24 protein-coding genes are annotated in these 24,494 nt (G+C 59.6%); 15 read left to right on the forward strand and 9 right to left on the reverse strand.

Going from position 1 to position 24,494, the window contains the following annotated elements; all coding sequences use genetic code 11:
• The first annotated feature begins 49 nt into the window (after positions 1-49).
• The 5 genes from HMPREF3135_RS08660 (at position 50) to HMPREF3135_RS08675 (ending at position 3,701) form a co-directional block, all read left to right on the forward strand.
• A complete protein-coding gene (locus HMPREF3135_RS08660; protein WP_016421706.1) occupies positions 50-1,135 on the forward strand; it encodes an inositol-3-phosphate synthase in 1,086 nt (361 codons plus the stop codon).
• A 43-nt stretch (positions 1,136-1,178) separates the two neighbouring features.
• Entirely contained in the window at positions 1,179-1,343 is a 165-nt protein-coding gene (locus tag HMPREF3135_RS11405) for a hypothetical protein (protein ID WP_168163239.1), read from the forward strand.
• 315 nt (positions 1,344-1,658) lie between these two features.
• The gene (locus tag HMPREF3135_RS08665) at positions 1,659-2,150 is read left to right on the forward strand and encodes a MarR family winged helix-turn-helix transcriptional regulator (RefSeq protein WP_048733166.1); all 492 of its coding nucleotides are present in this window, start codon (positions 1,659-1,661) and stop codon (positions 2,148-2,150) included.
• Positions 2,151-2,308: 158 nt separating this feature from the next.
• Positions 2,309-3,241, forward strand: a complete 933-nt coding sequence (locus HMPREF3135_RS08670) for a universal stress protein (protein ID WP_070439178.1) — start codon at positions 2,309-2,311, stop codon at positions 3,239-3,241.
• Positions 3,242-3,287: 46 nt separating this feature from the next.
• Positions 3,288-3,701 carry a hypothetical protein gene (locus tag HMPREF3135_RS08675; protein WP_070439181.1) on the forward strand — a complete coding sequence of 138 codons (414 nt, stop codon included), beginning with the start codon at positions 3,288-3,290 and terminating at the stop codon, positions 3,699-3,701.
• 155 nt (positions 3,702-3,856) lie between these two features.
• Here HMPREF3135_RS08675 and leuS read toward each other — a convergent pair whose 3' ends face one another.
• A complete protein-coding gene (leuS, locus tag HMPREF3135_RS08680) occupies positions 3,857-6,775 on the reverse strand; it encodes a leucine--tRNA ligase (protein WP_070439184.1) in 2,919 nt (972 codons plus the stop codon).
• A 60-nt stretch (positions 6,776-6,835) separates the two neighbouring features.
• On the opposite strand from leuS, the gene HMPREF3135_RS08685 reads away from it, so the two are divergent.
• The 3 genes from HMPREF3135_RS08685 to HMPREF3135_RS08695 all read left to right on the forward strand — a co-directional run bounded on the left by HMPREF3135_RS08685 (position 6,836) and on the right by HMPREF3135_RS08695 (position 9,741).
• On the forward strand, positions 6,836-7,447 hold the full coding sequence (locus HMPREF3135_RS08685; protein ID WP_049170086.1) for an SdpI family protein: 612 nt from the start codon (positions 6,836-6,838) through the stop codon (positions 7,445-7,447).
• Between the two features lie 71 nt (positions 7,448-7,518).
• Positions 7,519-8,502 (forward strand): bile acid:sodium symporter family protein, encoded by a 984-nt coding sequence (locus HMPREF3135_RS08690; RefSeq protein ID WP_016421713.1) that lies wholly within the window; start codon positions 7,519-7,521, stop codon positions 8,500-8,502.
• A 108-nt stretch (positions 8,503-8,610) separates the two neighbouring features.
• Entirely contained in the window at positions 8,611-9,741 is a 1,131-nt protein-coding gene (locus HMPREF3135_RS08695) for a DUF695 domain-containing protein (protein ID WP_069358893.1), read from the forward strand.
• A 243-nt stretch (positions 9,742-9,984) separates the two neighbouring features.
• On the opposite strand, the gene HMPREF3135_RS08700 is transcribed toward HMPREF3135_RS08695, so the two are convergent.
• The 3 genes from HMPREF3135_RS08700 to HMPREF3135_RS11335 are packed head-to-tail and all read right to left on the reverse strand — an operon-like array spanning position 9,985 to position 12,725.
• A complete protein-coding gene (locus tag HMPREF3135_RS08700; RefSeq protein WP_070439187.1) occupies positions 9,985-11,751 on the reverse strand; it encodes a hypothetical protein in 1,767 nt (588 codons plus the stop codon).
• Entirely contained in the window at positions 11,752-12,321 is a 570-nt protein-coding gene (locus tag HMPREF3135_RS11215; protein WP_083276299.1) for a hypothetical protein, read from the reverse strand.
• Positions 12,322-12,371: 50 nt separating this feature from the next.
• Positions 12,372-12,725, reverse strand: coding sequence for a hypothetical protein (locus HMPREF3135_RS11335; RefSeq protein ID WP_141739589.1), 354 nt, complete (start codon positions 12,723-12,725; stop codon positions 12,372-12,374).
• Positions 12,726-12,794: 69 nt separating this feature from the next.
• Here HMPREF3135_RS11335 and HMPREF3135_RS11220 point away from each other — a divergent pair, with 69 nt between their 5' ends.
• Positions 12,795-13,103, forward strand: coding sequence for a helix-turn-helix domain-containing protein (locus HMPREF3135_RS11220; protein ID WP_083276301.1), 309 nt, complete (start codon positions 12,795-12,797; stop codon positions 13,101-13,103).
• Positions 13,104-13,375: 272 nt separating this feature from the next.
• Here HMPREF3135_RS11220 and HMPREF3135_RS08710 read toward each other — a convergent pair whose 3' ends face one another.
• Positions 13,376-14,371 carry a tyrosine-type recombinase/integrase gene (locus HMPREF3135_RS08710; protein ID WP_070429064.1) on the reverse strand — a complete coding sequence of 332 codons (996 nt, stop codon included), beginning with the start codon at positions 14,369-14,371 and terminating at the stop codon, positions 13,376-13,378.
• A 615-nt stretch (positions 14,372-14,986) separates the two neighbouring features.
• Between HMPREF3135_RS08710 and HMPREF3135_RS08715 the strand changes: the two genes are divergently transcribed.
• The 4 genes from HMPREF3135_RS08715 to HMPREF3135_RS11600 all read left to right on the forward strand — a co-directional run bounded on the left by HMPREF3135_RS08715 (position 14,987) and on the right by HMPREF3135_RS11600 (position 17,620).
• The gene (locus HMPREF3135_RS08715; protein ID WP_070429065.1) at positions 14,987-15,658 is read left to right on the forward strand and encodes a hypothetical protein; all 672 of its coding nucleotides are present in this window, start codon (positions 14,987-14,989) and stop codon (positions 15,656-15,658) included.
• A gap of 236 nt (positions 15,659-15,894) precedes the next feature.
• Entirely contained in the window at positions 15,895-16,179 is a 285-nt protein-coding gene (locus HMPREF3135_RS08720; RefSeq protein WP_230310978.1) for an ArsR/SmtB family transcription factor, read from the forward strand.
• Positions 16,176-16,397: a hypothetical protein gene (locus HMPREF3135_RS08725; RefSeq protein WP_005323143.1), complete on the forward strand. Its 222-nt coding sequence runs from the start codon at positions 16,176-16,178 to the stop codon at positions 16,395-16,397. Before HMPREF3135_RS08720 ends, HMPREF3135_RS08725 begins: the two co-directional genes overlap by 4 nt.
• 275 nt (positions 16,398-16,672) lie before the next feature.
• The gene (locus tag HMPREF3135_RS11600; protein ID WP_246818331.1) at positions 16,673-17,620 is read left to right on the forward strand and encodes a hypothetical protein; all 948 of its coding nucleotides are present in this window, start codon (positions 16,673-16,675) and stop codon (positions 17,618-17,620) included.
• A gap of 60 nt (positions 17,621-17,680) precedes the next feature.
• Here the strand turns inward: HMPREF3135_RS11600 and HMPREF3135_RS08735 are convergent, their stop codons facing one another.
• The 4 genes from HMPREF3135_RS08735 to HMPREF3135_RS08750 all read right to left on the reverse strand — a co-directional run bounded on the left by HMPREF3135_RS08735 (position 17,681) and on the right by HMPREF3135_RS08750 (position 20,906).
• Complete coding sequence (locus HMPREF3135_RS08735) at positions 17,681-18,031, reverse strand: branched-chain amino acid transporter permease (protein WP_016421723.1); 351 nt, start codon at positions 18,029-18,031, stop codon at positions 17,681-17,683.
• Complete coding sequence (locus tag HMPREF3135_RS08740) at positions 18,028-18,711, reverse strand: AzlC family ABC transporter permease (protein ID WP_049193116.1); 684 nt, start codon at positions 18,709-18,711, stop codon at positions 18,028-18,030. Before HMPREF3135_RS08740 ends, HMPREF3135_RS08735 begins: the two co-directional genes overlap by 4 nt.
• 111 nt (positions 18,712-18,822) lie before the next feature.
• Complete coding sequence (locus HMPREF3135_RS08745) at positions 18,823-19,464, reverse strand: YqgE/AlgH family protein (RefSeq protein ID WP_016421725.1); 642 nt, start codon at positions 19,462-19,464, stop codon at positions 18,823-18,825.
• Positions 19,464-20,906 (reverse strand): CCA tRNA nucleotidyltransferase, encoded by a 1,443-nt coding sequence (locus tag HMPREF3135_RS08750; RefSeq protein ID WP_016421726.1) that lies wholly within the window; start codon positions 20,904-20,906, stop codon positions 19,464-19,466. The genes HMPREF3135_RS08745 and HMPREF3135_RS08750 overlap by 1 nt, the downstream gene beginning before the upstream one ends.
• Before the next feature lie 160 nt (positions 20,907-21,066).
• Here HMPREF3135_RS08750 and HMPREF3135_RS08755 point away from each other — a divergent pair, with 160 nt between their 5' ends.
• On the forward strand, positions 21,067-21,924 hold the full coding sequence (locus tag HMPREF3135_RS08755; protein WP_172620226.1) for an NUDIX hydrolase: 858 nt from the start codon (positions 21,067-21,069) through the stop codon (positions 21,922-21,924).
• Between the two features lie 6 nt (positions 21,925-21,930).
• A complete protein-coding gene (locus HMPREF3135_RS08760; RefSeq protein ID WP_070439341.1) occupies positions 21,931-24,468 on the forward strand; it encodes a hypothetical protein in 2,538 nt (845 codons plus the stop codon).
• Positions 24,469-24,494: the final 26 nt, after the last annotated feature.

Here is a 24,494-nt window from a genome sequence, read left to right on the forward strand (position 1 = left end):
GGCGCGAGGTCAAAGCCTCCGAGCACATAGTTTCAAGGAGAATTACCAAATGAGTTCAATTCGCGTCGCTATCGTCGGCGTCGGCAACTGCGCCTCCTCCCTGGTGCAGGGTGTCGAGTTCTACCGCGATGCAAAGCCCGATGAGACCATTCCTGGCCTCATGCACGTCGTCTTCGGCGACTACCACGTCTCCGATGTCGAGTTCGTCGCAGCTTTCGATGTTGACGACAAGAAGGTCGGCAAGGACCTCTCCGAGGCCATTGTTTCCTCCGAGAACTGCACCATCAAGATTGCCGATGTCCCGACTCTCGGCGTTGAGGTTCAGCGCGGCCCGACCCTGGATGGCGTTGGCAAGTACTACGCGGACACCATCGACGAATCCCCGGCTGAACCGGTCGACGTTGTTCAGGCGCTGAAGGATGCCAAGGTCGATGTCCTGGTCTCCTACCTGCCGGTCGGTTCAGAACAGGCTGACAAGTTCTACGCACAGTGCGCCATTGACGCTGGTGTAGCTTTCGTCAACGCCCTGCCGGTCTTCATCGCTTCCGACCCGGAGTGGGCCAAGAAGTTCGAAGACGCAGGGGTTCCGATTGTCGGCGACGACATCAAGAGCCAGGTGGGCGCAACCATCACCCACCGCGTCATGGCCAAGCTATTTGAGGACCGCGGTGTTCGCCTCGAGCGCACCCTGCAGCTCAACGTCGGCGGCAACATGGACTTCAAGAACATGCTCGAGCGCGACCGCCTCGAGTCCAAGAAGATCTCCAAGACCCAGGCTGTCACCTCCAATCTCACCGGTCCACTGGCCGGCAAGATCGATGACCGCAACGTCCACATCGGCCCGTCCGACTGGGTGGACTGGCTGGACGACCGCAAGTGGGCCTACGTCCGACTCGAGGGCAAGGCCTTCGGCGAGGTGCCGCTGAACCTTGAGTACAAGCTCGAGGTCTGGGACTCCCCGAACTCCGCTGGCATCATCATCGATGCTGTTCGCGCTGCCAAGATCGCCAAGGATCGCGGCATCGGCGGCCCGGTCTACGCCGCTTCTTCCTACCTGATGAAGTCCCCGCCGAAGCAGCTTGCCGACGATGTTGCGCGAGCACAGCTCGAAGCATTCATCAAGGGCGAAGACTAAAAGGCACAAGCACTTAAAGGTACAAGCCAGCAGCTCCGAGAGCATGTTCCTTGAAAAGCGCCAGCAGGTTACCCATGCGGTAGCCGCTGGCGCTTTTGTGCTTCTCTCTCCCCTATCCTCCCCGCGTCCCTTTTACGCCCTTCTCGTCCTCCTCGCTGCTGCGCCCATCTCGTCCCCGCCATGGATGCGTGCGCTGCAGTCGTCGTAAAGCTGACAGCAATACATCCGAGAGGGTTGATCCGCGAGATATATCACAAGCCGAAAGGGTTCGCGAGAGTAGCCGCATGGCTACCTCCGGTCCAACGTTCTAAGTACAGAAGAAGTGACACTTTAGGGGGTTTCTGCCAGCACCGAAAAAACCTTATACGCAGATGGGTTTAATACTTTGTGCTGGTGTTTTAGATGTTTGGTGGAAAATTCCTGGTGATTTCATTGCCGAAATCACCAGTTGTAGAAAAATAAATAGCACCCCAAATAAATTTCGTATTGGCAACTAGCACTGTTCGCATATAACATCGTCGCTATGACATTATCTTCGGGCTCGATTGGCAATCCTGATGCCGTTACTCCTCTGTCGCTCGCTAAGCGCATTCGCCCTCTCCTGACTCGCGCTGAGCTGCTCTACAGCCGCCGCTCCTCGGAGTCCCAGCTCAGCCGCGCGCAGCTGTCCATCATGATGACCCTGGAGGCACTGGGCGCCTGCCGTATCAGCCAGTTGGCTGAGGCCGAGGCCATCCGCATGCCCACCGCCTCCAACGCCGTGCACCACTTGGAGGTCGCCGGCATGGTGGAGCGCGTCCGCGACAGCAAAGACCGCCGTGGCGTCCGCGTTGAACTGACCGACCGCGGCCGTGAAGAGCTGCACCGTGTTTCTGAAGAGCGCAATCAGCAGATGGCTGAGATGTTCAGCACGCTGAGCCAGGAAGAGCTGGAATTTGGCGCTGGTCTTGAGACGATTCTGTCCAAGATCCTCGAAAACTACCCGGAGCACCCAAAGACAAACCCAAGCGTCTAGTCTCTTTTCCAGCTAGCCCTGCCCTCTTTAAGCCCACAGGCAGGATACATAGCTTTTACACGTCCTCGGTGCCGTTTTAAATATGCCCGCCTATCCACGTAGGCTATTACCCAGAAGCACCACTTGGATATTTCTGAGTAATCACAGGAGGATTAGCGATGGCTTCCCGCCCGCTTCGTATCATGATTGCGTGGCGTCCAGGCGAGTACGGCACCGAAACGCTTGCTTACGCCGCTTGGTTAGCTCGCACCACGAAGGTGCAGATTCGCGTTGTCAGCGCACTGTCGCGCGGCTGGCCGCTGACCTCACTGGCTCGGTTGAGCACCAATGACTCCTGGGTTTCCCACGAAACCGAGTCTCTTGAAAAAATCATCAAGGATGAGCTAAAGCTCGCTGGCCTGCGCAAGGGCATGCTTGACGACGATGCCGTGCGGATTATCGAATCCTCCAGCGAATCCACAACTATCTGCAACGAAGCCGAAGAATTCGAAGCCGATGTGGTTTTGCTTGGCACGCGCCGAAGCAATACCAAGGACTGGACCGCCAAGAACCGCAGTCGCTTTACTGCGGGGTCGACTTCGGATGCGCTGCTGCATTACTCGCCAATCCCGCTGGGATTGGCGATCCCCGGCGCGAAGCTTTCTAAGCACGGTGTGACCCGTGTCAGCATTTGCTACATTGACACCCCGCAGTCCCACCATGCATTGAATAAGGCTGCTGACCTGGCACACCGTTGGGAAGTTCCCCTGCGCCTGGTCTCGTTTACGCCTCGTGGTGCGACCATGTACCCAACGGAGAACGGCTACGGCCCCTCCTCTGACCTGATGATTGAGTGGCGCGAGCAGGCTATGGGGCTGCTCGACCGCGGTATCGACCGCGCACATACCCGTTACCCAGACCTTTCCGTTGATGCGGAAGTGGCGTCCGGCAACGGTTGGGAAGAGGCCATTCAGTCCATCAAGTGGAAAAAGGGAGACTTGCTCGTTTTGGGTTCGTCTACTCTTGGCCCATTCGGGCGAATTTTCATCGGCTCGTCGACTAACCACATCGTTCGCCACAGCCCGGTGCCAATGCTGATTACTCCGGCCTAGTATGGCAGGCACATCAGACGGCATTTAGAGGCGAGGGGAGCAGAAGGTGGATAATTCATCGGAACGCAGTACACCAGGGCGCAATGAGGATGAAATCTTCGACGAGCTTGAGCGCAAGATGTATTCCGGCAAGCGCGCCTACATCTACACCGCGGGTGTGATTCTTACGACGCTGCTCGCGGGCCTCATTATTGGCATCGCCGGCGCCATTGTCGGTGGCCCCACCTGTGATGCGGGTAAGTCCAGCTTCCTCTGCTCCCGCACTTGGGAGATCCTTTTCCCCGTTGTCCCGGGCGTAATCTCCCTGGTCGGCTGCCTTTTGGGCTTTTGGCAGACCTACGTGGAGTGGAAAAACTTCCGCAACTGGCGCGCGTGGCTCGCTATGTGCTGGGTGCTCATGCCCTTCACTTTGATGTGGATGCTCTCCACATTCGGTGTCCTGATTCTGGGCGTTAAGTAGGGGTAAGAGGCGGCCAGCTTCGGAGCCACCCCTTGAGGCTTTTGCGAGAAAGTCTCAAGCGAGAAAGTGTCTGGGTTTATGACAAATTTGAGTCGATTTTAGGCCTCAAACTGTCATAAACCCAGACACTTTCTTGTACGCATTAGCCTCCCTGGTTACTTCTTCACAACCAGGTTGACCATCTTGCCCGGAACGACAATGACCTTCACGATATTGCCACCGGCGTTTTCCACAGCTGCGACAACCTTTTCGTCGGCACGCGCGACGGCCTCGATGTCCTCGCGGGAAGCATCGGTAGCCACGTCAATGCGAGCGCGAACCTTGCCGTTAATCTGAACTGGCAGCTCAACGGTGTCGTCGACCAGCCACTTCTCGTCAACTGCCGGCCACGGGCCGTGTGCCAGGGACTCGGTGTGGCCGAGGCGGCTCCACAGTTCCTCCGCGATATGCGGCGCGACCGGACCAAGCATGAGGGCCAGCGGCTCCACGGCGGCGCGCGGTGCACCGGCCGAACCGTAGGTCTTAGTCAGGTAGTTGACGTACTCAATGAGCTTTGCGACGGCCGTGTTGTCACGCAGCTCTGCGTAGTCGGAGGTAACCCCTTCCACGGTGCGGTTGAGGGCCTTGAGGTCGTCGTCGGAAAGCGCTGCGTCCGTGACGGCGAGCTCACCGGAGTCCTCATTGACCACCAGGCGCCAAGCGCGCTGGAGGAAGCGCTGCGAGCCGACCAGATCCTTCGTCGCCCACGGGCGGGAGGTGTCCAGCGGACCCATGGCCATCTCGTAGACGCGCAGGGTGTCAGCGCCGTAGTTGTCGCAGACCTCGTCGGGGGAGACGGCGTTCTTCAGGGACTTGCCCATCTTGCCGTACTCCTGGAAAACTTCCAGGTCAGAGCCGTCTTCGGCGCCGCCTGGGATGAGGAACTTACCATCGCGCTCAACAACCTGATCCGCCGGCTGGTAGACACCACGGGCATCGGTGTAGGCGTAGGCCTGGATGTAGCCCTGGTTGAACAGACGGCGGTACGGCTCCTTGGAGGTCACGTAGCCGAGGTCGAAGAGGACCTTGTGCCAGAAGCGGGAGTAGAGCAGGTGCAGCACTGCGTGCTCGACGCCACCGACGTAGAGGTCGACGCCGCCTGGGTCGTCCTTACCGTGAGTCTCCGGGCGAGGGCCGGTCCAGTAGCGCTCGTTTTCCAGGTCAACGAACTCCTCAGCGTTGTTCGGGTCGATGTAGCGCAGCTGGTACCAGGAGGAACCTGCCCAGTTCGGCATGACATTGGTGTCACGGCGGTACTTCTTCTTGCCATCGCCGAGATCGAGCTCGACATTGACCCAGTCAGTGGCCTTGTCCAGTGGAGCCTTTGGCTCGGTGTCGGCGTCGTCCGGGTCGAAGGTGACCGGCTTGTAGTCCTCGACCTCTGGCAGCTCGACCGGAAGCATGGACTCGGGCAGCGCGTGGGCGTGACCGTCCTCGTCGTAGACGATGGGGAAGGGCTCGCCCCAGTAGCGCTGGCGGGCGAACAGCCAGTCGCGCAGCTTGTACTGGACCTTCTCGTGACCAGCACCTTCCTTCTCCAACCACTCAATGACGGTGGCGATGGCGGTGTCCTTGTCCAGGCCATTGATGTCCAGGCCGGAATCATTGGCGGAGTTCACGCACGTACCGTTACCGACGTACGCCTCCTTTGCAATGTCACCACCTGCGACGACCTCGCGGATTGGCATACCGAAGGCAGTGGCGAACTCGTAGTCGCGCTCATCGTGGGCCGGGACAGCCATGATGGCACCGGTGCCGTAGCCAATCAGGACGTAGTCGGAAATGAATACCGGCACCTGCTCACCGCTCACCGGGTTGGTGGCGTAAGCGCCCAGGAAGACACCGGTCTTTTCCTTGTTCTCCTGGCGTTCCAGGTCGGACTTGGAGGCAATTGCGGCGCGGTAAGCGGCGACGGCCTCGGCTGGGGTTTCCTTGCCGAAGGTCCAGCGCTCATCCACGCCCTCGTAGGAACCGCTGCCGGCTTCGACCAGCTGATCCACCAGCTCGTGCTCAGGAGCGAGCACCATGTAGGAGGCTCCGAAGAGAGTGTCCGGGCGAGTGGTGAAGACCCTGATCTTGGTGGAGACCTTCGGGCCGACCTCGGCTGTGAAGTCGACCTCGGCACCGCGGGAGCGGCCAATCCAGTTGCGCTGCATGGACTTGACCTTGTCCGGCCAGTCCAGCAGCTCCAGGTCGTCGACTAGGCGATCAGCGTAAGCGGTGATGCGCATCATCCACTGGCCCAGCCGCTTGCGGAACACCGGGAAGTTACCGCGCTCCGAACGGCCCTCGGCGGTCACTTCTTCGTTGGACAGCACAGTGCCGAGGCCCGGACACCAGTTGACCATCGAATTCGACTGGTAAACCAGACGGAACTCATCCACGGCTTCGCGCTGCTCGGTCTCGCTGAGCTCAGCGTAGACGCGACCGTCCTTGGTAGCCATCTCGCCCGACTCCAAGAGTGGAATCAGCTCATCGATGCGACGGGCCTTCTTCTGATCCTCATCGAACCAGGCGTTGTAAATCTGCAGGAAAATCCACTGCGTCCACTTGTAGTAGTCCTGGTCAGTGGTCGCGAAAACACGGCGGCGGTCATGGCCAAGTCCCAGGCGGCCCAGCTGTCGCTCCATGTTGGCGATATTCGTTTCCGTCGTCACGCGCGGGTGCGTACCGGTCTGGATTGCGAACTGCTCCGCCGGCAAGCCGAAGGCGTCGTAGCCCAGGGTGTGCAGCACGTTTGCGCCCTGCATGCGGTGGAAGCGCGCGAAGACGTCGGTGGCGATGTATCCCAGCGGGTGGCCTACGTGCAGACCGACACCGGACGGGTACGGGAACATGTCCTGGACGAAAAGCTTGTCCTTCGGCGGAGTCGAGCCGTCGGCAGCTGCCAAATCGCCCACCGGGTTGGGGGCGTAGAAGGTGCCGTTATCTTTCCAATACGCCTGCCACTTTCCCTCTAGCTGAGTCGCCAGCTCGGGGGAGTAGCGGTAGTCGGTGGCTTCTGCCGAGGACGAGGACTTTTCGCTGTTGGTCATGGTCTCACAGTCTAATAGGTGCGTTTGGCACGTGCTCAACCACCTATATAAATTGGAAGCATGATTGTCATCCCTGTAATTACCCTGGTTCTGGCTGTTTGCATAGCCGTTGTCGCTGGTTTGGCATGGTCGGCGAAGCTACCGGGTAATAACTGGATCGGAATTCGTGCGCCTGAGGCTCGAAAGTCCCAGGAAAACTGGGATATTACGCACCGCGTTGCCGGCCCGCCGTGGGCTGTGTCCGCTGTCGCTTTCCTCGGTGCCGCCATGCTCGGCTTCCTCGCCATCCGCCCGGAGGCCTCTGGTTGGATGTGGCTGTGGTACGCCGTCGCTCTGCTCGCCGGTATCGCCATGCTCGGCATTGGTGCGGCTATCGGCTCGCACACCATCGCGCTTTACGACGCCAAGGTCTCCGCCGAGTCCGGCTCCGGTTGTGGGTGCGGCGACGGTGACAGCGGCTGTGGCTGTGGCTCCGCCGCCACTGATGCCACCGACACTGCGGCTGATGATGCCTGCTGCTCCGACAACCCGGCAGCAGACTGCGGTGTCTCCGGTGGCTGCAGCTCCTGTGGTCTGGAAGGACTGTGCACGGACAAGGGCTCATCCGCGAATGCCACTTTCAAGCCTGTGGACAAGGATGCGCTGCGCAAGGCAGCTGAGCAGAAGAAGTAAAAAATTATTGCAGAGAAAAGCTTCTGCAAAACAGTAAGACAACCTCTGGTTGCCCACTAAGCTATTTGTCCATGTGGCAACGAATTGTGAATTGGCGTCCAGATCCCCTCATCGTCGGTATCGTTGCTGCAGCGATACTGGCGATTATTTTTCCTGCAAGCGGCACTACCGCTGAGGTTTTCAGCTGGGCCACAAAGATCGCCATTGGCTTCTTGTTCTTCCTCTATGGCGCGCGCCTGAGCCCGCAGGATGCGTTGGCCGGTGTTAAGCATTGGCGGCTGCACATAACCATTCTGGCTTTCACATTCGTGCTGTTCCCAATCCTCGGCCTGCTGATGAAACCCCTGGATTGGATTCTTTCTCCTGGCCTCTACCTGGGCATTTTGTACATGACGCTGGCACCGTCGACGGTGCAGTCGAGTGTGAACTTCACCTCCATCGCCAAGGGCAATGTCGCCGGCGCAATCGTCAGTGCCTCGGCATCTAACCTGCTGGGCATTGTGGTCACACCGGTGCTGGTGATGCTGTTGATGGCCACCGGCGGCGGCATTCATGTGGATTCGTCGGTGTTCTTGGATATCTCGCTGCAGTTGCTGCTGCCATTCGCAATCGGCCAGCTCACTCGCCGTTGGACCCTGAAGTTTGCCGCCGCGAAGACGACTAAGAACGTTGACCGCCTATCTATCGCAATGGTCGTTTACGCGGCGTTCTCCGAGGGCATGGTGCAGGGCATCTGGTCGAAGGTGCCGGCAGGAGACATTGTCATCCTGTGTGTGCTTTCGGTCGTGCTGGTGGAATTCGTTTTGCGGTTGTCCGGATTCATCGCAAATAAGATGGGCTTCGACCGCAAGGACCGCATTGCGATTCAGTTCTGCGGTTCGAAGAAGTCCCTGGCCACCGGTCTGCCCATGGCTGCCGTTATCTTTGGTGCCGATGCCAGCCTCTACATTTTGCCGCTGATGATTTTCCACCAGATTCAGCTGATGATCTGTGCGGTCTACGCCGCTCGCTGGGGCAAGGAAGCAGAAGCTGAGCCGGAGCCACAACCCGCTTAACGCGGTCTAGCGCATGGACCCGAGGGGCGAATCCGGCTTGGCACATATACTGGGGCGCACAACATATGGTTCGGTTTTAAACGAGCAAACGAAAGTGTGAGATTCAGCATGGCTAACGAGAATCCGGCTCCGTTCTCCCCGGAACAGCGCGCCGCAGAAGAGACCGCAATCAACGAGTTCTGGTCGTGGTGGAACTCTTTTGGCGCCGATGCGCTCGACTCGATGTTTAGTGTCCAGCTCGGTATCGATGGTGCTCCGAACGCCGCCGATGTGGACATTATTGATGTCCAGAAGGAGGTCGGCGGCCGCATCGCCGCTATTAATGACCGGCTCATCTGGGGGTTTGAGGCTGGCGCTCCGTATTCTCGCCACCTTCTGACTGTTAGCGCTGCCGGCGATCCGGAGCTGCGTCCGGTCGCTCGCCGTTGGCTGGAGGCCGCGCCTGACGACGGCGCGGTGTGGTCTTTCACCGACCTCCGTCAGGCGGATCCGGCGATGAAGCTGTCGCTGGGGGATGTCGCGGCCACGTTGGTTGCACAGGGTGCGCTCGAGGCCGATGCTCCGGCCGAGGTCGATCCGGCAGACGCCCGCGTGGCTGTTAGCAGTGGTCATGGGGCAGTGGACGTTCGTCTATTCCACCCGCTGTTCCCGGCAATTGCTCAGTTGGAGGACGGTGAGCGCTTGGTAGCTCAGCTCGGTTTCACGCTGCTGCAGCTGGCTCTGGGGGAGGAGGACTTCGGCCTATGGCTACGCGGTTTTGCCTTCGCCGGCGAGGAGCCGGAAGGTGCGATCCCGCTACCGGAGCTGGGCGGTGTCGTCGAGAAGCTCGCGGAAGAGTGCCCGGAGTGGCTCACCATTGATGCCGAAGCCAACGGCCAGCCACTCGTCGTCGCCACCCGCGCTCCGATTACGCAGCTGGTGAGCCCGACTATGACGCAGCATGTGCTGATTCAGCTCATGCTCGGCAATATTGACGACAAGGGCTTGCCGACGGACGAATCGAAGGAATCCCTCTCCGAGTTCAATACCGCTGCCGCTGAAGCCATCGCTGAGGACAAGGGTATTTTTGTCGCAACTGAGCAATCCGATGGCATGGCTCTGATGCACTTCTTTATTGACCCGGCATCTGATGCGGAGGCGGGTCTGCGAGCTGTTGCGGAGACGTGGGCCGAGGGAGAGCATGTCGTCGATACCGGTTACGATCCAGCTTGGCAGCGCGTCGGTCACCTGCGCGTGTAGATTGGTTTTTTGTTATGCACGCTCGTCATCGTGACGGTTTCGTGAAACGACCTTCAATCGTTTGCGAAACTGCCTCCGATAGATAAACCCACCGCTTTTCGCGGTGGGTTTAGTCGTTTTCGCCGCGATCCAGGCGCTAACCAATAAGAAACACAACATGGTTCGTCCCCTCTAAAACGACTAATAGCCCGGAACCTCAAATCGGTTTTCCGAGCTAACTGTGTGATAAGTATTCAGTTGGTCTTAGGCCACGTGCTGCGCAGGCGGCGCGTTCGGGTGCGCGCTAGCAAGCTCCGGATCGCGCGGCGGATGCGGCTCTCGTACTTTTGGTGGCGGTGTCTTTTCATCTCGCTCAACCCGGCCAAGAAAGCGCCGGATCATGGAGGCATTGGCCGCAACCACACCAAGGGCTGTATAGAAGAAAGCCGCAGCAAAGCCACGAACAGGCCTCCTAGTGTGATCACCAATAGCAGCACCACCACGATTGTTCTTCACATAGTCGTTACGGGTTTCAATCACATTGCGCCAGGTACCGTAAATTTTCTGCCACTCAGGTGTCTTGTACGCCGGGCCAGTCTGGCGGTAGCGAATACCCTCTGTGTGAGGGATGGTCACAGAGGACTTATTGGTACAGCACTTGCCCATCTGGCTGCGCGGGGCTTCAAGACTAGGTGTTGGGATAATAGGAAGACCTTTAGCCCGAGCGTCCTGCCTCTCGGCCTTTTGCACCAAGGGACATACCAGTGTCTTTCCCCTACCGCGACCAGGACAAATAAACATTTGGCTCTCGCCGGTATCATCAACACCTTTACGACGCATGGCATAAGCGCGGCGCTCGTTAATACGGGCCTTGTAGGTGTCCTCATCAATAAGACCAGCCCTAAACTGCTCAGTGGCCTCAATCAGTGACTTCGGCATGGCCGGGCAATACCAGTGGCCTTCCACAAGGCTCATGGTTTCAAAGCTGCCACGTTGGCCCAACTGGTTGGACTTGTAATCACCAACCAGCGTGTATCCCTTTTTACGTAGTGGCTCGTGGAAGTCTTTGGTTTTGGCCACAGCGAAGTACGCACGGTCGCCAACTACCACGCCTTTTGGTGTGCTCGGATCATCGGTGAGGTGCCTCATGGCTTGCAGCCCACGGATAGCAGGACTGTGACTGGGCCGGTCAAAAGCCATGCCCATAATCAGGTGAGGCTGTGCATATGGGCCTTGATTTCGGATAACTCCAGCCACAAGGGTGGCCTCCCAGCCCCACACGTGCTTAGCGTTCTTCCTTCGCTTGTTCTCGCCGTGGGTTTCCTGCCGCTCGTCGCGGGAGTACCAGCCTGCCTCCGGCTCAGACGACATAAGATCATCCGGCCGGTTCGTCCATCGGTTGTTTCCACGGCGAACCCCTGGAATCAGTGTGCCGTCTAGGGTGAGGTCTCCCTGCCAGTTGTTTAGGTACTCCTCCGGCATGTCTTTAGTACTGGCCATGACCAGCTGGTTGAAGACATAGGTGGCACGCTGCCATTTTTCTTCGCGGCGCTTTGGGTCTTGTTCGTCCATTAGCCGGTTGAACTCGGCACGGGTTAGCCGCGCGTGGTGCGGGATGTTGTCGAAAGGATCAACCAGCTCTAAGAACCTGTGCAACGCACGCCATAGGCGGTGGTACCACAGGCCGTGCTGAACAAAGTAATTGTCGCCCACGCGGCGTGCCTTGTCGCGGCTGGGTAGCTCAAGGAGTTCCAGGGCTTTTTCAGTGGTGTCTTCACTGGCTAGCAGGGCAACCATGGTGGTCAGATGCATGGGTTGCCCGGAGCGAGCCAGAATCAGATACAGCGCAAGGATGGCGCGGTCGCTGACAGTCTTTGGTCGTCCACCTTTCTGCGGGTCGTATCCTTCCTCGCGCCGCCACGTCTCAAGGTGAAAGCAGATGTCGGTGCGGTCGATGATGCCCAGTGCCCAGGACACACTAGCTCCGTCCAGGCGCAGCAGCGGGGTGGGAGTAACCGATATGCGGGCCATTTAGCTCTCCTCCCCTGTAGGTTCCACCAGCCGCAGCGGCGGGTAAGCCGGTTCGTCCCTGTTGCCTGTAGTCCACACCCAGTACTCGGCCTCAGTTAGTGCCCCGGCCTCGACGATCATTCGGTGGAAGGTGTCGTGGAAGGGCTGTATGGTGCCGGTGGCATAGACCAGCTGGTTAAAGTCCACGCGCTCGGCGGCATGATGAGCAATCCAGGTATAGCGCAGCCTGTTGATGTTGGGTGCAAGCCCGGTACTCGACGGGTTTTGGCTGGTCTTGTGGATAAAGTCAGGTATCAGGTGTGGGCCTGTGGCATCGTTGCGGCGGCGTGCTGAGTTTGGTTTCACCAGTGGTTCGTGCTTACGGTCTGCGCCCACACCGCGCAGGACTTGGCGCATGACATCGCTATAAGGCGCGGAAAGCGGAATGGTTCGCGACGTAAGGCCTCGCCCACCGCGGGCATGTACTGCCAGCACGGTGCCGAAGTCAGTGAAGTCACCATAACGGCAGTGATAGATCTCCTCCGTGGTCATGCCAGCACCCAGACCTAAGGCCACAAGGATCCAGGCCACGCGCCGCGATTCGCGGCGCGGTCTAGAGCGCAACCAATCCGTAATACGGATCAGCTCGTGGGAGGTGTAGGCGCGGCGCTTCGACTCGCCGCAGGATGAATAACTTCGGGTAGATCTTCTACCCAATCCAGCGCGCCGTGGTGCTCGATGACGTGGCGCGCGCAGCGGTTAAGGAGGCGGCGGGTGGCATCGAGGCTGGTTGTGGATAAATCCGTGCGGTATTGCAGGTAGTTGTGGATGGAGCCGCCGTCTTTAAGCAGCATGATGCAGTTGTCCAAGGTTAAATCCACGTACCAGCGCTTATGCACGTAGCAAAAATATGCAGCGAGTTGGCGCTTGCGGTTGCCTGCGGCCACAGGTGTGGTGGCGGGCAGTGATCCACGTGTAGTCAGTGTGTCGATCACGGCATAGACCTCACTGTATTTAGACTTAAGTGGTTCGTCCTTTAGTTCTGTTGTCTGAAAAGGTGGCTCGTGGCTTCCGACATTCCTGCTGAGGCTCCGGTCAGGCGCTACGCCGACTGGCCCAACGCCCACATCGAGGCCCATGACCCGGTGATGCGGAAGTTGCAGGACTTCGCCCGCAACGTCCAACAGCTCACCGTGGACGGCAGCTACCCCAGTGCCAAGCACCTGGCCGAGGCCTGCGGGGTTCCGGCCTCCACCATCACCCGCATCATCCGCGGCGAGATGATCCCGACGGGACGTGTCATCGCCAATATCGAGATCACCACAGGCAAATCCTTGTGGCCGCGCCATAGCAGCCACCGATACGGGATCTAGTGGCCCCAGCGTTGGAAACTGCATGTCTTCAACGCTGGTCAAGTGGCTTTTCGGGTGGCGTTGTGTACTCATGGCCCAAGAGATGAGCACACATCGACCTCAAAACTGGTGGCGGTACCTTCGCTTTAAGACCCCGCATTAAACCCGCAGGTCAAAGCCTGGTTCGTCCCCATGTTCAGTTTTGTCGAAATCGAGCCGGTTTGCGTATCCGCAAATATGGTTTGCATATCCGCAAACGCCGGGCCTTAAAAAGACCCCATGTACAGCGCTAGCTACAGCACGTGCAGCCCGCCGACAATTGGCCCATTGGCGGAGCCTCCTGCCAGCAGCATCCGGTAGGCGTGGCGGCGGTTAGCCCCGGCCTCGACCACGTAGTCCTCGAACTGATGCAGCGACTTTAGTCCCGCTGCCGCACACAGCACATCAGCTGGCACCCCGGCTAGAATCCGGTCAACGATCCAGGTGTTGCGCAGCCTGCGGGTATCCGGCACCATCTCCGGGGACGTGCTCGGTGTTACCCGGCGCAAATACGCCGAGAGCTGGCCCACATGCTCATTATCGCGGCCGGGCCGAAACAGGTAGTCGTCTGGCGCGGTGGAGTTAATCACGGCTTGTAGTGACTCGATGTGTGTTTTCAGCAGGGGCACCTCGCGCGGGCCTGCCCCACGGTAGCCGTGCGGGAAAAGCAACACGCCGTCCTGGTCTACGCGCACGTCCTGGCCTTTAAGCGTGCAGATTTCACCTGCACGCAAGCCCGCGCCCAGTGTCAGCGACAGCACGGTTAGGAAGTTGCGGCGGCGCGCAGCCGTGGGCTGGGATAAAGCCCAATCCCACAGACGGTCGGTGGCGTAGCGGTCGTAGGGTTTAAGCGCAGGCTCATAGGTAATCGGGTGCTGAAAGTCGGGGTTCCAGTCGTCGTTTAGTGCCTCGCCCACCCGGTACAGCAGCGAGCGCTGCGTACCTGCGGTGGACGGGCTTAACTTCGCTCCCGCCCCGGTCAGGAAGTAGTTTCCAATGATGTCGGGGTGGAAGACGGTTTCGACGGAGACCACACCGTAGCTCACCCACACCCAGGCGGATAGCTTGGCCACGACATTGAGCGTCATGCGCAGTGTGTCGCGGCTGGTGGACTCGGGTGTAATGTCCAGTGCTCGCACGCAGTCGCGGGTGAAGTCAGCAACCTGGCTCCAGTGCTCCTCGCGTACGGCCTGTGGTGTGTAGTTGGCGATGATTGCCTCAAAGTCAGCTGCGGTGTAGTTACTCGTCATGTCCCTTTCTCCTTAACCCAGCAGTGATTAGGGATGTACAAGATGCAGCAGGCGGGTTCTTTAACTCAGAGAGCCAGACTGCATCTTGCGCTATCCAGTCTGGTTTGCGGATACGCAATTTCGCAAGGAGGTGGTGCCACAGCGCCGACCGCGCAGGTCTTGTTTATATGGCCAGTATCTGCGCGGTTTTATGCGCACCGGCGGAACGAACCTCCACAGCATGTGGTGTGTTTTCTCACGTGGCCACACCATATCTAGTACCCCCGCTCATGTGGCGTGGTGACCTCCTGACGCAACCCCGAGTCACGCGGTGGTGCCGTCTTGTGCCTCGCCGCGACTGGCACCCCAACATATAGATCTGCTGCCCCCGTGTGAGGTTAGTAAGTCAGGCCACGACCTGCGCAGCTACGAAAACACGGTGCGCCATGGGCTAGCGTGAGCACCGTTGGGACAGTTTGCGGATACGCAATTTAGGCCAGTTCCCCAATGGCACCCGTGCCGTGCCGCGCGGCGCAATCCCGATCCACCGCGCGGACAGTTTGCGGATACGCAAATCTACATCCCCGCAAGCTGTGCCCAATGCCTGTCCACACCGCACACGAAAGGGGACGAACCATGTCCACACTCGACATGAGCACACCACTGTACTGCCAGTACTTCACCGCCGAGCTTGAGGTAGACGACCTCGCCCAAGTCACCGAAACCCTGAAACAGGGAAAACAGGTGGCCGACACCATCTTGTCCATGTCCACCGCCGCGCTCTACAACCACGTCCTTGACTTCACCGGCCCAAAGGGGCGTATCACCGAGCGCGAAATCAACGTCCTCACCGCGTTTAACTCCATGTCCGTAGCCACCGCCCCGGTGCGCGTCACGTTTGTCACCTTGGCCGACACCTACGGCAACCGCACAGGACTCACCCGAATCCAGGGCGGTTTGCCCGCCTCGCAGGGGATAATCCCGCTTACCCGGTCTGTAAACGAGGCCACGGTTGCAGACATGTCTGCCACCACACCAGGACTCACCATCAATCTGCCCTATAGTGTCCACGACGACCTGATCATTCGCTGCACGACTTTTGACCCGGACGGGTGCGTTCCCGAAGCAAAGGACGAGTTTCCCGGCGTGGACTACTGCCCTAGCCTGTACCACCTTTTGCGGGACGAACCATCTCCAGGCATCGACATCACCCACGACATTATCCGCGCACTACTTCCCTACCGCGGGATCCACATGGAGGTAGAGCCGAGGATTCTCGATGGCGATGTAGACATCGAGCGGCTGTAGCTGCTGGCTACGCTGTAAGCCATGAAGGAACCCAGCTGTGGTGTGTGCTGCGGCTGGGTTTCTTCTTGGGGAGGGTGAAGAGGGGACGTGATGGGACACCGGCCACGTCTTAAGTCGGGCAGCGTCTCCGCCAGACCCGGCAGAACTTGCGCACCGCTGACTGTAAGCATATACTTACACCTGACATCGTTCGATTACGATACGGAGGGATGATGGACGCAGCACGGCTCGCTCAGATGCTCAGTGCTCTTGGAAGTGAGCCTCGGTTGCGAATTATCGCCTCCCTAGAGACGGATTCGACCCATGTCAGTGAGCTGGCCCGCCGACTCGGGATGTCTCGGCCACTGCTCTACCAGCACCTCAACCGCTTGGAAGCTGCTGGACTCATCGAGAGTGGCCTGGAACAGCTCGGAGAGAGCCGAGTGAGGAAGCACTACTGGGTCGCTCCGTTTCAGCTTGAAGTAACTCCAGACCACATTAGGCACCTGATTAATCAAGAACAGAAAAGGGAATCTTCGTGACACTTACCGCTACCGTATTTCTTGTCATCCTCGCCGCCGCATTACCACTCGCGATCTTCGTTGCTCTTACCGTCTGGGTGGTACGCACCGTCACCAGCGCACGACGCGAAACGGCGACGGCGATCGATGGTTCCAACCAACTCATCGTGGAGCATCTACGCAACATCACCGAGCGGTTGGATCGGATTGAGGCCCAACTCAGCGAGATCCCCGAGTAATCAGGCTCTTCCTTAAACAAGGGGCGCGGTGGTTTTGGCTCCGCGCTATGGGCTGTCACAGCGTATGCGCTAAGCACGTCGCGTAGACCTCCAGCAACATAAACTTGCTTGTGACTTTGGCGGCGGGGTGTGTCTCCGGTCGTGGCGTTATCCTGTCCCTCTCGCGGATAGGGGCTAGGACTGGGGACGAACCACGTGGTGTGCCCCCACCTCCGACACCGCCCCGGCCCACCTGCCGACGGAACCGGGAACGGAAACCGACGGAAACCATAGCTGTGGTTCGGGTCGTTGCAGGTGGGTGGGTAGTTTCGCAAAAGACTCATCGTCTTACTCCACGGCCTTCCCGCGCGATTCGCATGGGTCTTACCGGTGTCATCGCTGTCACCAGCCTTCCGCTGGCAGCTGGAAACGTCGCTGCGGCTCCGCAGCCAAAACTGACTCCGCAGGGCACTATTGATGCTCCGGGGCGAACCCAGATCAGCTTTACCCACACCCCAAGTGGCACGCACTACGGTACGGCGAACGAGAATGAAGCTCGTCCGGGGCTTTCGATTGTCAAGCTCTACATTGCGGACTACGTCTTCAAACATGGCACAGAAGCGGACAAGGCGAAGGCCACAGAGATGATTCGCTACTCCGATGACAATATCGCCAGTGAGCTCTATGGCCGTTACCCGGATTCCATCAACGCCACTGCGCGTGAATACGGCCTCAGCAACACCCACGATGCAGGTCACTGGGGAAATTCAACTACGTCCAGCGCGGACACTGTGAAGTTCCTGGAGGCCAAGAAGCGCGAGAACCCCTCTGACCCGGTGCTGGTTGCTATGAGCACCGCGTCACCTGTGGCAGCGGATGGCTACCGTCAGGATTACGGCACCGCCACGCTGCCGGGTGTGATTGGCACAAAGTGGGGTTGGTCCGATGACCGCCAGAGCGTTCACGCCTCGGCATCCATTGGACCTGACTTCAGCGTCGCTGCTAACACCTACGGCACGAAGGAAACTCACACCAGCGATGTTCAGAATGCCTTCGACGGCACGCTGGGCACTCCATCGCTGCCTGGCCTGCCCGACAGCCCGAGCCTGCCGGGCATCCCAAGCGTCCCGAACCTGCCCGAGAGCCCGAATCTCGGCGAACTACTGAATCTGCCGGAAACTCCGCAGCTGCCCCAGATTCCGGGACTACCGGACTTCACTGGTCAGGTACCGTCGCAGTTCTAGCCACTGCCGCTAGTCGCTGGTCTGCTGGCACCGTCCCACCCAGCGCCCACACAGCGCACCTCACGCGACAAGGTTCACGAGGACCATATACAGCGCCGTGCCTACAAAAATCGAAATCACGGTGTTACGCCGCCACCAGTGCAGGCCAATGGTGACCACCAGTGCTACGGGCACGGCCCAGGCAGCGCCGGGGTCGCCACTCTCACCGCTGAGTCCTAGCCGCCCGAAGACGGTGTAGGCAACCAACGCCACCATGACTCCAACCGGCATGGTCGTGCCGAGGAACTCGAACAGGGGAGACCCCTTCAGAGTGCGCACGAACGCAAACGGCAGCGCACGCAGCGCAACTGTCACCGCTCCCATCGCAAAGAGCGCGGCAAGCACATAGCCGGAATCGGGCAACGCAGTCATGCTCGCTCTCCCTCCGTCGTACGCGGCTTGCTTGCCGACGTCATGCGCATCACCCGATCCACCCGCGGTGACCACACGCGCAACAGCAGCAGGCCGAAGTACATCAGCAGTCCGATAACCAGCATCTGGTTCGGGTTAATCAGCCAGCCCACCAGCGTGCAGACGATAGCGGACAGGGGCAGTGACCAATCCTTGGAAGTCTCAAACGCGTCCATGGCCAGCACCGTAAAGAGCGCCACCAGTGCGAACTCGGCACCGCGGATACCCTCGGGCAGTGCTGCGCCGGTTAGAGCCCCGACAATACCGGAGCCCACCCACAATAACTGGCAGAGAATCTGAATCGTCAGCAGTCGGTGGCCCGACATCTTTTCGTCCGCATTTGCCGCAGAGACGATGGCATACGACTCGTCGGTAAGCGCGTATGTGGAGTATGCGCGACCGAGACGAGACTGTATCCGGTCGCGTGGGAACGTCAGCCCATAGAAGACGTGGCGGAAGTTGACCATAAAGGACGTCACAGCACAGCCGAGCAGACCCGTATGCGCCATAACCAGGCCAACAGCGAGGAATTCCATCGACCCCGCGTAGACCACGAAGGAGAAGATGGGTGCCCACCACCAGCTAAAGCCAGTTTGTGCAATAAGCAGGCCGAATGCGAGCCCCAGCGGAATGAGGCCCATGCCCACAGGCAGTGTCTGCCGGATGCCGGCAGCTATGTCGCTGCGGTCGCTGTTTCCTGTGGCGCTACTTCCTTCAGCCCTGTTTCCTTCGGTATTGATGTGCTCACTCATCTAGTTGTCACGTACATCTACGGGATAGGTGCCATACAGTGGCAGCGGCCAGGGCTGACGGCGCATGCAATCACCCCAGATGTCCGCGGCAGCAGGCGCGAGTACATCTGAGGGCAGGGCAGGGGCGACGTACCAGTCACCGCGCTCGAGCTCGTCTTCCAGCTGCCCCGGATCCCAGCCTGCGTAACCGGCGAAGATGCGCGCGCCATCTATGCGGTCGCGTACGCCCTCCGGCTCCGCACCGAGGTTGACCAGCGCAAACCTGTGAGCGATGCGTTCCATCAGCGGGGCACCGGTAATACTGTCGGTCTCCTCTGGGAGGGTGGCACCATTTCGCACCACACCAATGCAGATTGGCTGTGTCTGGTTGACCGGACCCCCGACGTAGAGCACCGGCGGCTTGGCCATCAGCGGCGCCCAAGGCTCGAGCACATTGTGCACCGGCGTCTGCGAACGCTGCGTGAGATCGACACCAAGGGTGCCGTGTTCATCGTGCTCAATAAGGAAAATCACCGAGCGGGAAAACTCCGGCGAGAGCATGCCGGGTGCTGCGAGCAGCAGCATCCCGGCAGCCGGGTCGTTGCGCTCAAGGCTGGTAAAAAGCCGGTCGCCGTAGAGATTTTCCGGATTAATCGATGCCATTAGCTCTCACTTTCGCTTTCAGCCTGCTCACCGGACTGCTCGTACCACCATTTCTTCAGCGCCAAGATAGCATCTTCACGCTCCAGCGGACCGGACTCCAATCGCAGCTCTTTCAGGTAATTCCAGGCCTGTCCGACTTCTTTGCCGGGCTTCAGGTCCAGAATTTCCATGATTTCGTTGCCATCCAGGTCGGGGCGGACGCGTGCGAGGTCCTCCTGCTCGGCGAGCTCCTTGATTCGCGCTTCCAGGCTGTCGCAGGCTCGTGCGAGGCGTGCTGCTTTACGACGGTTTCTCGTCGTACAGTCGGCCCGCACGATTTTGTTGAGTCGTTCCAACAGATCTCCGGCGTCGTTGACATAACGTCGCACCGCCGAGTCCGTCCACTTGCCTTCGCCGTAGCCGTGGAAGCGCATGTGCAGGTAGACCAACTGCGAGATTTCGTGGTTGGTCTTCTTCGGGAACTTCAGTTTCCGAAGGCGGCGCCGCACCAGCTTCGCACCAACCACTTCGTGCTGGTAAAAGGTGACGTTTCCCTGCTCGTTGTAGGCACGGGTAGCGGGTTTGCCGCAGTCGTGCAGCAGTGCCGCCCAGCGCAGTACGAGGTCCGGTTCACCGGGTTCTTCCTGGTCAATAGCTTGCCGCATGACCTGCAGAGAGTGTTGGTAGACATCCTTGTGCTGGCGGTGTTCATCCTGCGTCATGCGCATGTCGGAAATCTCCGGCAGCACGCGGTCGGCCAACCCCGATTCCACCATCAGGTCGATACCTCGGCTTGGGTCCGCACCCAGGATGAGCTTGTTCAGCTCGGTGGAGATGCGCTCGACCGTGATGCGGTCAATTTCGCTGGACATTTCCTTCAACGCCTTGAGCACACGCGGTGCCACATCGAACCCCAACTGGGATGCGAAGCGGCAGGCACGCAGCATCCGCAGGGGGTCGTCGCCAAAACTGACCTCCGGCGCACCCGGGGTATCCAACACACCCGCGACAAGATCCTCGAAACCTCCGAGCGGGTCAAGGAAGGTGCGGGTGCCGTCACCGTGGAGCTCCACGGCGATGGCGTTACAGCGGAAGTCACGGCGGATTAGATCGCCCTCCAACGTGTCACCGAAAGTGACCTCCGGATTCCGGCTGACCTGGTCATACGTATCCGCGCGGAAGGTGGTGATCTCCACCTGACGGCCATGCCGTTCCGCGGAGAGTGTGCCGAATTCAATGCCGGTATCCCAGACAATGTCCGCCCAGTCATCGAGGATTGCGCGTGTCACCTCCGGGCGCGCGTCGGTGGTGAAATCGAGATCCACGCCCAGTCGCCCTAAGAGAGCATCGCGCACAGAACCGCCCACGAGGTACAGGCGATGGCCAGCTGCACTAAACGCGGCTGCCAGCGAATCGAGGATCTCCGACTCCTTGGCGATCGCCTGATCCGCCACTGCCAGCATTGCCGTCCTGCGCACCTGTGGGTCCGCGTCAGCAGCCGCCGGAGTAGCGCCGCGAGGTGTAGTCCCCCCGGGCTGGTCACCATTTGTCGTTGAAGGAGTCGATTGTGTCACGACCGACACAATACCCGCTTATACCTATAAACCCGGTAGTCTAAGTGGAATGAACAACGTGGTACGCAATGACAACTCGGCGGCGAAGAGCCGTCGACGTCGTCGGCGACCGCGCAGAAGGGGTGGCGTTTCCTCGTCCACCAACACTAGCAACGCTACTACCAGCGGAAATTCTGCGAAACGTAGTGGCTCCGGTGCCAATGGCCCCCAAAAGGCCAAGCCAAACTCCGGTGGCGCCAAGAAATCTTCCAAATCACCGAAGTCGGCACGACCCTCGAAGCAGTCGAACAACCGCGGTGGCCGTAAGAACGGTCAGGATAGGAACAATCGCCGTCGTCACGCACAGACGAAGCGCACAAACAATCGCCGTGCGCACTCGTCGCGCGCGCAAAATGCAGCGCCGATGCAGACCTCGATTGAGACTTCGGCGGGCGGACTGGTCGTCTCGGGGCTTGCTGAGGCTGTCGGCGATGGCGGCAAAGTCAACCTGTCACGGATTTATGTCGCGCTGATTGGTCGGCACGATCGTCGCGGGCGCCTGCTGTGGTCGATGCCTAAGGGCCATGTCGAACCCGGCGAAGCTTTCGATTCCACCGCCGAACGTGAGGTGTGGGAAGAAACGGGCATTCGCGGCGAGGTCATCGAAGAGCTCGGTGTGATTGACTACTGGTTTGTCTCCGATGGCACGCGGATTCACAAGACCGTGCACCATCACCTTCTGCGCTACGTCGATGGCGATTTGAACGACGAAGACCCCGAGGTCACCCAGGTCATGTGGGTTCCTGTGGATACCCTGGTGGAACGGTTGGCCTACGCTGACGAACGCAAACTGGCCCGGCGCGCGCACAATCTGCTGCCCGATCTCGCCCGCGCGGAAAAGCGAGCAGGCCGGCAGACGCCGAGGTGATTGCGCATGTTCAGGTTGCAGTTGCCAAGGAATGTTGTTCGTAAAGTCACGGCCGCCACCGCAGCGCTCGTACTGTGCTTGCCGACGACCGTTGCGCCCCCAGCTTTTGCGCAAGATGAGCAGTTGTGGGGCAGTGGTACCAATCGAGTCGGTGAACAGGGACCCCTTCGGCTTTCGATAACCAGCTTCGCTCCGCATGTCGCGGCTCTACATTCGACACTGACCATCAAGGTGCAGGTGCACAACACCTCCAACGCGGATATCAGCAATGTTGCGCTGCGCCCACAGCGGGCCGGCGCACTAGCTTCCTCTGCAGATGCGCGGACGATTCTCGCTGAGCCTGAATCGGTGTTTGATGTGGCTGGTACCTTCAGTGCCCCCATCGAGCTGAAAGCGGGCGAGACGCGTGAGGTTACGCTAAGTGTTCCTATCTCCGCACCGGCCCCAGAAGGACTCGACATCACGGAAGCCGGCACGTTTCCGCTGCTCATCAATGCTAACGGGCAACCGGAAGATGACATCGACCGCCTGCTGGCGGAAACACGCGCACTGCTACCGGTGACGGATTCGCAAGCCGCAGGTGATGAGCCGGAACCGCCTGCCGGTGATGAGAACGACAACGATGAGACCGACAATTCCGATGCGCCCACCCGCCGTGACCCAGTGCCGTTTTCGCTGATTTGGCCCATCAGCCAGCCAGTGCCAGTGGTCGGCGGTGAGACCGGTGACGCACCCTCGTCGCCGAATCTCATCCTCACCGACAATTCTTTGGCCGAGTCTCTCGAACGCGGTGGCCGCCTCGACGGTTTGCTCACCTCGTTGGAAAAAGGCTTTGCCGGCCCCGATGGGGAGAGATTGCGGGAATCGACATGCATCGCCATCGACCCGGAGACCCTCGATGCAATCTCCCGGATGACCCGTGACTACTGGATTGGCACCAGCCGCCCAAGTCCTGTGGAGTCCTCTCCACGACTGCGGGATTCCTGGGGAAACGCGGATGACACCAATCTCACGCATATGCCCGCCAGCGACAATGCCGCCGACTGGCTTAATCGGCTGCACGATCTCACACAGGACACATGCACACTGTCACTGCCGTGGGGCGGCACCGATGCCAGCGCCGTAGCTCGCGTGGCGGATCAAGAGCTTTCCATGGAGGCACTCGCCGCTGGTCGGCAGACCATCGCCAAGCATTTGGACGTTCAGACACTGCCGGGTATCTATTTGCCCGCCGAGGGATACGTAACGTCGGAAAGCGCCCCGCTGTACTCGGCGGCGACAGCTCTGAACGGAACCACCCCGGAGCGCGCATTCGAAGACCGCGTAGATACCGGCGAGACGCTGCCTCCCTCGCCCACTCCACGCGAAGCCGCGCACGACACCACCGTATTAGTCGCGGACAACACCACTATCACCGCCGATGGTCAGACACTACGGCCTGGCCACAGTGGCGTGCTTGCCGACGGTAGCCGCGCCTTCGCCCTCTCTGGGGCACTGACAGCCTCTCTGGCTGTAACAGGACGGTCTCCCCAGACTGTGGCGTATTCGAATCTGCTCGGACGCTACGATTTCCGAATCGACTCCGAGGCTGCACGGATGCAGACAGCGATTGGCACTCTGTTCCAATCACTGACTGATTCGGATGCCCCTCGCGCGGCTGTGGTGGCAGCACCACCGTCCGGTTGGGATCCACGCGCTAGCGACGCTGAAGATTTCATGGCCGCGGTTCGGAAAGCCGTGGACGATAACCTGGCTGAGCTGACTCCGCTGATGGACTCCATCACCGCCGCAGCTCGTGACCTGGATGCGGGCTCGGTTACCCCAGTTGCCGAGTTCGCCGATCCCGCGCCGGTGGGTGAAGCGCTCGTGGAGAAGGCTCGGATAGCCTCCCGCGAAATCACGGACCTGACCACAATCATGTCCAACGATCCCAACGTCGCGCTGACGCGGTATGAATTCACCCGCCCCCTGCGGCACGACTTACTGCGCTCGTTTACCACTCTCGGCCGGCGAAATCAGCTGCAGTCAACTGACGTGCAGCGGCGGAGCGAAGAACTCAGCGACCAGGCACTGGTTATGACTCGACGTCTGCGCAATTCAGTGACATTGGTAGCTCCCGGCGGTGTCTACACCCGCGCAACGCAGCTGTCGCCAATTGCGGTGCTGGCTCGCAATGGTCTGCCACTGCCGGTTCCCGCGTTCGTGCGCGTCGGCTCTGGAGATTCGGTGATGGAGGAGAAGTATGAGGCCGCCATCCCTGCCAAGGGATCGGTGACTGTTCAGTTCACTCCGAAGTCGGGTGATGATGCAGAATCTACTCCGGCAACCAATGCTCCAGAGGGAGACCGGCCACGGGATAGTGGAGACAACTCCCACAATCTGTTGCTGTGGCTCGAATCACCTGGCGGCACGCCCATTTCCCGATCAGTGAGTATTTCCGTGCAATCGGGCGCTTCGGTTGGGGTTTTGGCTATCGTGACCCTCGTCATCGTCACTGTTGGTGGGTTTTTTGCCGCAAAACGGTCACAGTACTTTCGGAAATAGACCCCCTTTTAAGCAACAATAGGACA

Origin of the sequence: Corynebacterium sp. HMSC14H10, assembly GCF_001807105.1 — a bacterium.
GTDB lineage: Bacteria > Actinomycetota > Actinomycetes > Mycobacteriales > Mycobacteriaceae > Corynebacterium > Corynebacterium jeikeium_D.